This is a genomic window from Thermogemmatispora sp. (assembly GCF_042408735.1).
Taxonomy (GTDB): Bacteria; Chloroflexota; Ktedonobacteria; order Ktedonobacterales; family Ktedonobacteraceae; genus Thermogemmatispora.
The window spans coordinates 1-10,330 of sequence record NZ_JBHOQV010000180.1 but is presented as its reverse complement, the minus strand read 5'-3'; the positions used below and the strand labels follow the sequence as shown (position 1 = coordinate 10,330).

The window sequence follows — 10,330 nt, the reverse complement described above, 5'->3', positions numbered from 1 at the left end:
GTCGTGGGAGCGTCGCCGTGGGTGCATTGTAGCCCGGCTCGTGGCCCGGGTACGAGAGCCGGGCGCCGCCGTCTCGGGTCGTGGGTGCATTGTAGCCCGGCTCGTGGCCCGAGGCTCGTGCGCCTGCCGGGCCGGGTACGGGCGCCGGGCGTCGCCGTGGGGCGTCGCCGGGTCGTGGCCCGAGGGTTGTGCGCCTGGTGGGTACGGGCGCCGCCGTGGCTCGTGGCCCGGCTCGTGGCCCCGGGGCGTGGGTCACCGGGCCGCCTCTCCGTTCCGTACGTGGCACGAGCCACGACGTCGTAACTCGTGCCATCGGTCTGTCTCAGAACTTACTTTTTGTAAGTGACGAGGTAATCGATGAGAGCAGGAGGGGCGTGTTTTCTATTCCGCACAGGAATACCAGCCTGGAGAAACCGGATAATCCACGCCAGTTCGTGCTGTTCAGCCTGCCATCGGGGGGTATCCCCTGGGAGCCATTCCAGACAGAGACAGTAGTCCCATCCCCGTTTCCCAGATCTGACGTGACTGTGTAAGCGATCTAAGAGACGCCTGCTCTGACCAACATAGACGGCGACGGGCGTCGATCCGTCGGTCCAGACCAGGGCATAAATACACACGTCACTCATCCTCTTGTGGAGCGTCTGCCGGGAGCCAGCCATGATCGAGTGGGGTCTGCCAGAACCGTAGGAGATGGGTAAGAGACACTGGATCTACGTTTCGCCAGATGGCTTGTTCAATAGCGAGCGTGAAGCGATTGGGACCGGTCTGGGTCACCCGAATGGTTTGACGTTTCCGATGAAATACGGCAGTGAGAGAGTCTTGTAGTACAGAGAAGAGTGCTTTCTCTCGCATTGGGTCACTCCTGCTGTCACTCACAAGATTGTTCCCAGAGGTCTAGATCAATCATCAATTCGTCTTCCCACTGATGGGCAAGCTGCTCAGTTTCCCCAGAAAACCGGGGCTGGTAAGCCGCAGAGACGGGATACGGTTCTCCCATATCGACGGGAGTGGGATCGGTTGGATGTAACGAGTGTGAGAGTCGCCTGCTCTCACGCAAGATTGTTGGGTCGGTCAGCACGCGCTTTCCCGTGGGAAACAGGGACAGCTCACGCTGCGTAGTAACCCACCGTCGCCAGTCCTTCCACTCAGACCGCAACGCAGTCCCCATAGTCACAAAGCGGGTGGTGGTGGCTGTGACGGTCAGGCGCTGCTGATGCCAGCCATCAAGAACGGCGTGAGGAAAGAGCGTCCCCGGGTCAAAGCCGCGGTAGTGGGGAGCGACCTGGTACCACTGCCCGTGCAGACAGAGATAGAACTCATCGAACCGGTGGGCGAGATGTGCCCGCTCTTCATCCAACCGTTCCACTTCGTTGGGGGAGAGCGGTCGGACAAGCGTCCAATACACCCCCGCCTGCACGGCGATGATCCCGGTGAACTGACCGTTGTCTTCCCATTGTCCCAGTTGAGGACCGATATCCATACCTGGGAGGGGTTCCGTGGAGTACAGCCCGTCCGTGCATGTCATGATCAGGGCTTCCGGTCGCAGCATCATGGCATCGAAGATCTTCGCACGCACCCGAGACGTGATGTAGCCTGCCCATTCCAGGGAGTGCCAGGTCGGTGGTTCATCCGCCGTCCCACCTTTCGCCTGGGCCAGTTTCCCATAGAGACTATTCAACCCGAGTTTCAGGACTCGCTCCTCTGGACGCCCCTCCCTTTTCCATTGCTGTCGCAGGTCAAAGAGATCCCTGACCCATTCAAAAGGGCGAATAGCAGAGCCTGGACGAAATTCCCAAGCTTCCAGGATCTCTATGCACCCGGTAAGCGTTCCGGTATCGAGTGCGCGAAATGCTGAGAGAACTTCTGGCGACCAGTGCCAGCCTTCCCCCCGTGGCGGAAAGTAAATTGATCCGTCAGGGGCACGCCAAAAGAAGGGATACGCGCGTGCCGCTGGGCGTCGAGTGGCGTGAGATCCCTGGGACGGTCCGGCGAGATCCCATCGCACATGGTATATGGAAAACGCACTGAGCTGCGCGAGAGAGGAGGGCGAGAGTGGACCGCGATGGTACCGCCACACGCCATCGGCTAGGCGGGGTAATTCCGGCATGATCGATGGATAGGCAGATCGCAGGTCATAATTGTAGACCGGCCCGAGACGTGTACCGCACTGCAACAATTCGATCCGACCTCCAGCATAGGCCGATCGAACTGCCTGGCGGAGGGCCACAGGGAGACCCGTGCGACGGTCAAGCGCCTCTTTGACGCGATGTTGTCTGAGAAGCGCGGCAGCGATGGCACCGGCACCGTCCCATCGTTGCAAATGAATACCGACACTCGTGAGGAGCGAGCGTAGACGGTTCATCAGAGCGACGAGTACCCGGCATTCATCCAGACAGTAGCGGATGATCTGCTCTCGTTCATCTGTTCGGAACGAGTGTCGGGCGGTCTTCATAGCGGCCATATGCCCCATGTCAATGATCATGCCATCAGGCAGGTGTAACCGTCCGTTCTGGTCCAGGGAGTCTGCCAGCCAGTCCCGAATCGCCTGGACAAAGCTCGTCTGGAAGAACCCGAAACAATCCCAGACGGTCAGACGAGCTGCATAGTTGGGAACGAACCGTACCTGCCGTCTTCCTGTATGCCGATCGTGTCGATCGACAACACGAAATCGGGCATGGCGGACATCCTCCACGTACTGCCGAAGGGTGAACTGTTTGCGTGGGCGATAGGAGAGTTCGTAGAGCCGGTTATCGATCCAGAGGGTGAGTGCGCGCCCCCCAGGTCCGTTATCGCGCGAGTGCCAGAGCTGTTCCACATCAGCTCGGGAGAGCGAAGCCAGCCAGCAGTTGACATCGTATGAGGTCGCAAACCCGCAGAAGATTGCACGCGGGTAGCGCCGTGCCAGCGAAGCCAGCCACGTGAAGATCTCTGCTGTTGAGAGTCCTTCCTCATTCCAGAGCGTTTCCCCGGTCGACGCGCACAGCAATACATACCGGTGGGAACCGTCGGGCAAGGTCACCCCTTCCCCGTCGAGAGCGATGAATGAAGGAGCAGACTTCTGCCGGTGTACGGTTTTGCGTGGCGTTTTGTGCCTGTCTCCTGTTCGTGGCTTGTGCCGGTCACCTGGGCGTCGCCGTCGGTCAGGCTTCCACTTCGGATTAGGCGTCCCATCGGCCAGCCATTTCCGTTGATAGTGGCGCCCCATTTATGCCACCCCCTGCATCAGATCCTCTGGCGTATCCCCGACGTTCCAGTCCCACCAGCTTTCTCGCCGGCCCAGATCGACAAGCGCACGGGCTTTCTTCCCACGAGGTGAGTTCGCTGGGCGACGCAGGTCCGACAAGAGCTGTCTGAATTCACGTGACCGCACGATTTCGTCATAGCTCATGTCACGTCCGGTCGTTCGCTTGACAGCACGACGGTAGTCCCGTATAATTGCCTGGGTACGAGGGTCTCGCTCACGGTACAGTTTCCGCTGTTCCTTCGGGACTCGTTGCTCATAGCGGAGTCCCCCGTGTGCGCGGGTCTGAGCCTCGCGCACGCTGAGCAGCTCGCCGGTCAGAGGGTTGTAAGCCTTCCGGGTTTCGACGGTGATCCCATACGGATTGGGTCTCCCGGGATAGACCCAAATAAAGTTTGCTAATCCCTGAATTTGTTTAGCCATAGACTACCTCTTGACGGAACTTCTCTGTACGTCCATGCCTGAATCAGGCAGCGTGCTGTACCTGTCTGTTAGCCCCGTGAGATGAACAGATACAGCACGCCCCTGCCATTCTGCTTTCTGACCTGAGCCGTACCATCTCCCACCCCACCCGAATATCACGACAACGCGCTAGCTGTCCGCCCCCTCGTCATCTGTCATCAGCGATGAGACGGGGGGCCACAGCAGGCGGGCCAGAGCTATGATCTCATCTTTCTGTGGGATCTCGCCCATTGTAGAGGGCGCTGGCTCGGACCGAGCCGGAACGATGATATAGCGACCTTCCCCTTTTTGGGCGGTCCGAGTCACTCGATACCACTGTCCTTCAATCCCAGACTCTCGCTCTGCTGAGTAGAGAAAGGAGAGGACCGGGTGGCGCGCCTGACCCGCAATCACTCGCCAGGTTCCCTCTCGCCCGGACTGACTCTCAGCAATCGCAAAGACGGGATAAAGAAAAAACCGTTTCGGCTCGTACCGTTTTGCTTCTTTCGCGTACCGTCCTTGGCCCCCGTTCATGAGGTGAATATCGTACTCGTCACACCACCGGCAGGGCTGATTGTCCATGCGCTGGGCACAGAGAGCAGACACCTGGAATGATTGACTGTCAGGGTCGTAGACCTCGTGCTTGTAAACCATCGCTGTCAGATGAGCGAACGACCCGGCACAATAGAGCCGGGCGCTTTCCCCCACACTGAGGCTTAACAGGCGCAGCCCCGTGGACTGGGCACGGGTCAAATCCGCTTCAAAGGCTTGCAGAATGTCATGGTCAGGAGAAACAGACTGCTGTCCGTACTGGGAGATTTCTCCTTTTGTTTTTGTCATGATGATTTCTCCTTTTTCAACTGTTACCGTTGATAGGGTGCCGTGGCAATCAACAGAGTACGTGCCACGTCCAGTAGCAGCGTGGCAATGAGTGGGCGGTACCGTAAGTCATAGCGGTTCAGTGCCCCGGTGATGTAGTCTGCTCGGACATGCGGCAGGTCCGTCTGCCAAAAGCGCAGTGCCTCCCCGCTTCCCTGTTGAGCATTCCAGACGAACACGACTGCGTCGACCAGCGGGTCGATCACCGAATACGTCTCGTCAGGAAGGGGGATGAGTACCACGCCTGGCGTTGAGGGCGTGGCGCGACGTATCCGTTTCTGTTTGATCATAGCTGTGCGAACCGTCCTTTCTGAATGCATGAGAGCAGGAGTCCGGTCCAGGTCAGTTCTGACCTTCGCACCCATCATAGAAAGGGAGTCAACTTAGTGCGACACTTCACGCACAATCTCGGTGTAACATTTTCTGAACGGTCCTCACCGTCCGTCTTCCGCTCGTCTCCACACACACACAAAAAACATCCCGTTTCCTCTTCAGAGGCAACGGGATGTGAGCAGACGAAAAACCAGCGGGAGAGAGCAGTCACGTGCTCTCATCTAGAGGGACAGCGAACAGTCCCTTCATTGCCTTCCCTATCCTGTTCTGTTCATCGGCTTTGACAACGTACGTAGCCAGCTCCATCCCATGTGCGGCGTCATCCCTCGTCATTACCACTCCCCAGACCAGGAGCATCCAACGAAGTCCATCCAGCTCGCCATGAACGCGCGGGCAGGTATGGTTTATCACCTGCAGGATCTTCTTGGTGAACTGACGGGGAGTAATGTCGCTCTTCTGATAGAACCACCGGCGCCAGTGTTCCTGTTCCTGGTTCAGGTGCCCCTGGACCGCTATCTGTATACGTTCCAGGTTTTCATCAGACAGGCGGTCCAGGGCAGTATGAACGAGGCCGAAGTGGAGACCCACCCACTCCACAAGATCATCAAACGGACCTTCCTTGTCAGCCCACTGCCGTTTTCTCTCAGACCACCGTGACCCGGCAAAGAGAGCACGCAATGCAGGTCCGAATACCTTTCGAAGGTCCCTCACGTGATCCGCCCCGATGACTCGCTCTCGGTGCTTCCAGTACCGCTCTATGCGTCTGCGTTGTGTCCGGTTCAGTCCCCCCACGATGGGTACGTGTTCGCTCTCACTCGCTCCCTGACTCGACGGGGACGCAGGGACAAGCGTACAGAGTAGCTGTCGGCAGCATCTTCCCGGCAGAACATAGCCGTTCAAGAGGAGTTCTTGCGCGGCATACGTTATCGAACGCTGAACGGTCAGGGCCTCCTGGATGAGCGTGACTCGATTGACCGTATCTGGGGGCCATTGACTGTTACGCCCTTTTGACGGAGGGAAAAGGAGACCGTCTGTGACCCATAGAGTGAGCTGTCGCTCAGTCACTCCAGTCGCCTGGACAATATCATGACGATTTACCATTATTCGTTTATGACTCCTTTCATCAAGAACAATGAAGAGGGTGTTCAATTACCACCGGGCGAGGTCAGTCGCCCCGTTCGACTCTCCTTATTGACCGTGTACTGTTTTCCAGTCCTACGGCGAAACGCTCGTTAAGGATTGCTTACAGAGCTATTCATGGGTTCCATGCCTGGTATACTCGGATCTTTTTCAACGATGTAACCCGTCCTGACGTAAGATGGTCATGCATCGCTGACCAGATCACCCACACCCTCATTCCGTACTGTAATTGCAGGCGGCAGATGAGGGTCACAAACTGTCGCATCGCCTCATTGACTTGCCATGTCGGTGACTCGCCCGGTACTCGATAGATGTAACCCTCGTTATCAGCTCGCTGTACTGTCATCACGAGTATTCTCTTGTAGGTATGCGTACGCACCCCCGCTTTCGCCTGGGGAGAGCGTACCAGTCCTGTCCAGAGGAAGACAGCTCCTGCAATAGCAAACGATCGATGCATCGAGGTACTCCCAGCTCATCACTCTAATGGGTGAAAAGAGTGACCCGTCCGCCTGTGCAACTCTCCCCGGGCCGGACGGACGGGTCATTCATGGGGCGGTCGGTCAATCTCCATAATGCGACATGTACTCATCCACCTCTGTCAGGGTCCTTCTTCTCCAGTCTGGTCGTATGAGCTGGGGGGTCAAGTACCCGGAGAATGTAGTGATAGGGAACCCATTCCGTGTAACCTTCGTAGCCCTTTGTGGTCAATAAGACCCGGACTACTTGGGTTCTCGGGTCATCTAGCTCTACGATCCCTTCCCATACACGTCGTTTTGTGTCAGGAACGACGTACCGTATCCGTTTCCCTTGCAGGTTCATGGGTTGTTCCTTCCCAACAGCAATCAGCTATCAGATACGAGTTGCCCGATAGGGTCCGCGTGTGATATCGCCCGGACCCAGGGACAATGACAGGGGAGTCGTGTCTGTACAGGCAAGCGATGCCAGCGACCATCGGACTCGGTGATGAGCCAGAGCCGCTCTACCTCTATGACTCGCCCCCCACACAGGTCGCAGTGCTCTGCCGAGAGCACGCGCGTCATCAGGAGCTGTGCCGTCACCATCCCGCGCTTGACCCGGCGCGGTAGGTCGTGATAGCAACGCCATAGCCGACGCACGGCCCGCCCTAACATCCCCGATTGCCAGAGCATTCGCCCTCGCGCTTCTCCTAGGAGTTCCTCAGCCATGACCCGGACTTCTATCAGGACCTGTCTGTAGGACAGCCCTTCCAGAACGAGAAAGAGAGCAGAGGACAGTACCCGGCGACAGGCACGATATGCCCGCCCGTCATCGGGCGGTGACCCGTCGTTCAGCATGATGAACTAGCCTCCGCATAGTCAGTGCCAAGTCCGTCAGGCGAGTACACCATTCATCGATCTCAGCATGCCACGTCTCCATAACCCGTACGAGTTCCCGGGCCACCACCCTGAGCAGGACGGGATTGATGCGTATGCTCCCCTCCCGGTCCTGCAGAAAGTCCCCCTTGCGATAGGGCTGGTGCTGCATGACCCATGAGATGAGTACCTGGTCAAGCCGAGGGCGGAAGGGTTCCATGAGATCGAATACCAGCGAGTCTCGCCCGTCCCGAAGGGCGTGAAACACGGGTATCGCCGGGTTCAGACCACTCGCCTGAATGCTCAACCGAATACGGCTTTCAAGAAGGGCGTAGCCGTAGTTCAGAAGCGCTTGTACAGGCGATGTCGCCGATTGGGCCGTACGCATGGCTCGCACGGGTGAATGACGCGGTCCCACCACCAGCCAGTGGGCTGGGAGGGTCCGCGCATACGACGGGGGAGTAAATCGTACCGGTAGATGCGCCAGGAACTCCCAGTATCCTCGCGCCGCCCGGCCCTCTACCAGCATGAGCCGTGACGGACTGCTCACAGGTCCCGAATCTGGAACATCGAACCAGCGACAATATGCCCGAAGCTGTGTCGCATACTCCCTGACCCGCCCCTGCACTGGCGAGGAAAACAGGCTACTGAGGTCATCCAGGGTGTCTGCCTGTCGTAACAGTTTTGCGTTGACCAGGGATCGAATAATCGGAAGACGAGCCGTCTCATCATGGGTGAGGTACCACTGCCCGTCGTGTAACTCTACTCGGCCAGTCCCCCCGGCGGTGAGCTGCGAGACGAGCCGTCCGCGATAGTCGATGATGCTGACCGCAATGCCTTGCTCTTGCAGCCAAGAGAGAGCGTCCAGGCTGACACTTCCCCTACTCTCCTGGAAGATGATGACCTGTTCTATCCCGTGCACGCCCCGATCAAGCCGCACAGGTACTCGGTTGACGAGATCTCGGGCTGAGGCTATGCCAGGAAACATCTCCAGTGCGTCATGACGCACGCGCAAGACAGTGCCATAGCCCCCGATGATCACGGTACGCCGGCGGTACATCTTCCCACCTTCCTCCTCACCAGCCAGCTCTGACCAGTATGAGCAGCGGTCAGCATACGCCTGCTGCTCTGGGGTACGTTTGCCTGTCCGCGGCGGTTGGACAACCGATCTCTGTTGTGCTATCATAAAAACGTGTACCCCCTTAGAACTGGGCCGGGCCGGCCTAGAACTGCCCTTGATACCAGTTGTTCTGAGCTGGCCCCGGCTCATCGACATACATCCATTCCTCAATGCAGTGCCATCCTGCAACGGCATGCCAGCGATAGTGATGGCAGACTACCCGAAATGTTCCAGTGAGATGGAATATTCCCCTGACCGCACTGCCATCTAATGCGAGCTGTTGCATCTGGCGTGTCGGTGGCAGCACAATCCGCCTCCCCGTATCGGTCAGGATCTCTAGCTTGTACCGGTCTAAGCCGACAGTCTCACGTTGCAATCGTACCCGTTTCATCGTCTCCCCTGAATAGCTCCTTTCTGTCTAAGTGTAGTGTATAATCAGACATATCCATTATAGGATCTCATAGGGGTGAATATCAAGGGGGAACAGGTAGTCAGGCAAAGTTGTTAGACTGGTTAGCCAGTGGACTGACAGAAGGGAGTTATTGTATGGTACAGTGGAACCTTACACCTGGTCAGGACAATCAGAAACGCATGTACAGACTCAGAGTCAAAGAAGTTCTCGAACAGCGGCAGAAAACCCAGTCATGGTTATCTCGTCGCTCGGGCGTTCCTCAGAACCTCATTCGCCGGATGCTCAAGGAACCCGATACCTATAAGCCCAGTTACGCCATTTTGGCTCAGGTGGCTGAAGCGCTAAGAGTGCCAATAGATGATCTTATCGAGAAACTGCCAGACCCTGACGAATTTTAGTCCGTCCCTGCCCTCGGCACGCTCTCAGGATCTCACCCACGACCCACGACCCGCCCACGGTCACGGCCCGCCACAGCGGCTCGTGGGAGCCGGCACGGCCCAATACCATTGCACTAGGACACGGCGACCACGAGCTGCCTCGGCCAGAGGCACGCTCATGCGAAACGCCCCACTGTCAGGGGTGTCCCGCCACAGTACCCGGTACGAGCCGCTATGCATACGAACGCCCCGCCCCACACGGCGCCCACACGCCACGACCCGCGCCCCACGGCGGCGCCTCAGCACGAGTATCCACAGAGCACGGCGCCGGTCCGGGGGCTACTGCCCCAGACCCAGCGACGGCGGCCCGCGGCCTTTCCGCCACAGCTCACGGGATGATCAGCGACGCCCTTCCTTCCGGGTACGAGGGAGTACCCACCGGCCCCACGACCCCCATGCCTCGGCCCGGCTCTCGTACCCGGGCCGGCAGGCGCCCGTACCCGGGCCGGCAGGCGCACGAGCCGCGGGCCACGAGCCGCGGGCCACGAGCCGGCGACGCTCCCACGACCAGAGACGGCGGCGCCCACAACCCTCGGGCCACGAGCCGGGCTACAATGCACCCACGGCGACGCCCGGCGCCCGTACCCGGGCCGGCAGGCGCACAACCCTCGGGCCACACGCCGGGCCACAACGCCCACGACGCACCCACGGCGACGCTCCCACGACCAGAGACGGCGGCGCCCACAACCCTCGGGCCACGAGCCGGGCTACAATGCACCCACGGCGACGCCCGGCGCCCGGCTCTCGTACCCGGGCCACGAGCCGGGCTACGACGCTCCCACGAGTCATCAGCCATAGCCCCATAGCCCACGAGCCACGGCGGCGCCCACAACCCCCGGGCCACGAGCCGGGCTACGACGCTCCCACGACCAGAGACGGCGGCGCCCCCACGAGTCATCAGCCATAGCCCCATAGCCCACGAGCCACGGCGGCGCCCGTACCCGGCGCCCGTACCCGGTCCGGCAGGCGCACAACCCTCGGGCTACGAGCCGGACC

Annotated in this window: 11 protein-coding genes and 3 pseudogenes; 2 read left to right on the top strand and 12 right to left on the bottom strand. The window is 59.2% G+C overall.

Going from position 1 to position 10,330, the window contains the following annotated elements:
• The 11 genes and pseudogenes from ACFMO7_RS19340 to ACFMO7_RS19290 form a co-directional block, all read right to left on the bottom strand.
• Positions 1-256: pseudogene (locus ACFMO7_RS19340) on the bottom strand (hypothetical protein); the annotation flags it as partial.
• A 612-nt stretch (positions 257-868) separates the two neighbouring features.
• Positions 869-1,480: a hypothetical protein gene (locus ACFMO7_RS19335; RefSeq protein WP_376797123.1), complete on the bottom strand. Its 612-nt coding sequence runs from the start codon at positions 1,478-1,480 to the stop codon at positions 869-871.
• Positions 1,481-2,110: 630 nt separating this feature from the next.
• Positions 2,111-2,452: pseudogene (locus ACFMO7_RS19330) on the bottom strand (DNA polymerase); the annotation flags it as partial.
• Between the two features lie 753 nt (positions 2,453-3,205).
• The gene (locus ACFMO7_RS19325) at positions 3,206-3,664 is read right to left on the bottom strand and encodes a hypothetical protein (protein WP_297157131.1); all 459 of its coding nucleotides are present in this window, start codon (positions 3,662-3,664) and stop codon (positions 3,206-3,208) included.
• Between the two features lie 168 nt (positions 3,665-3,832).
• On the bottom strand, positions 3,833-4,522 hold the full coding sequence (locus ACFMO7_RS19320; protein WP_297157134.1) for a hypothetical protein: 690 nt from the start codon (positions 4,520-4,522) through the stop codon (positions 3,833-3,835).
• A 23-nt stretch (positions 4,523-4,545) separates the two neighbouring features.
• Complete coding sequence (locus tag ACFMO7_RS19315; RefSeq protein ID WP_297157137.1) at positions 4,546-4,881, bottom strand: hypothetical protein; 336 nt, start codon at positions 4,879-4,881, stop codon at positions 4,546-4,548.
• 220 nt (positions 4,882-5,101) lie between these two features.
• Positions 5,102-5,572 carry a hypothetical protein gene (locus tag ACFMO7_RS19310; protein ID WP_376797122.1) on the bottom strand — a complete coding sequence of 157 codons (471 nt, stop codon included), beginning with the start codon at positions 5,570-5,572 and terminating at the stop codon, positions 5,102-5,104.
• A 255-nt stretch (positions 5,573-5,827) separates the two neighbouring features.
• Positions 5,828-5,995, bottom strand: a pseudogene (locus ACFMO7_RS19305) (MerR family transcriptional regulator); the annotation flags it as partial.
• Positions 5,996-6,876: 881 nt separating this feature from the next.
• Complete coding sequence (locus tag ACFMO7_RS19300) at positions 6,877-7,182, bottom strand: hypothetical protein (protein ID WP_376797121.1); 306 nt, start codon at positions 7,180-7,182, stop codon at positions 6,877-6,879.
• 136 nt (positions 7,183-7,318) lie between these two features.
• Positions 7,319-8,425, bottom strand: a complete 1,107-nt coding sequence (gene cas1, locus ACFMO7_RS19295; RefSeq protein ID WP_376797120.1) for a CRISPR-associated endonuclease Cas1 — start codon at positions 8,423-8,425, stop codon at positions 7,319-7,321.
• A gap of 163 nt (positions 8,426-8,588) precedes the next feature.
• Positions 8,589-8,876 carry a hypothetical protein gene (locus tag ACFMO7_RS19290; RefSeq protein ID WP_376797119.1) on the bottom strand — a complete coding sequence of 96 codons (288 nt, stop codon included), beginning with the start codon at positions 8,874-8,876 and terminating at the stop codon, positions 8,589-8,591.
• Positions 8,877-9,031: 155 nt separating this feature from the next.
• Here ACFMO7_RS19290 and ACFMO7_RS19285 point away from each other — a divergent pair, with 155 nt between their 5' ends.
• Together ACFMO7_RS19285 and ACFMO7_RS19280 are read left to right on the top strand one after the other, a co-directional pair.
• The gene (locus ACFMO7_RS19285) at positions 9,032-9,295 is read left to right on the top strand and encodes a helix-turn-helix domain-containing protein (RefSeq protein ID WP_376797118.1); all 264 of its coding nucleotides are present in this window, start codon (positions 9,032-9,034) and stop codon (positions 9,293-9,295) included.
• A gap of 213 nt (positions 9,296-9,508) precedes the next feature.
• Positions 9,509-9,673: a hypothetical protein gene (locus ACFMO7_RS19280; RefSeq protein WP_376797117.1), complete on the top strand. Its 165-nt coding sequence runs from the start codon at positions 9,509-9,511 to the stop codon at positions 9,671-9,673.
• 449 nt (positions 9,674-10,122) lie between these two features.
• On the opposite strand, the gene ACFMO7_RS19275 is transcribed toward ACFMO7_RS19280, so the two are convergent.
• On the bottom strand, positions 10,123-10,330 hold a 208-nt coding region (locus ACFMO7_RS19275), incomplete at its 5' end, for a hypothetical protein (RefSeq protein WP_376797116.1).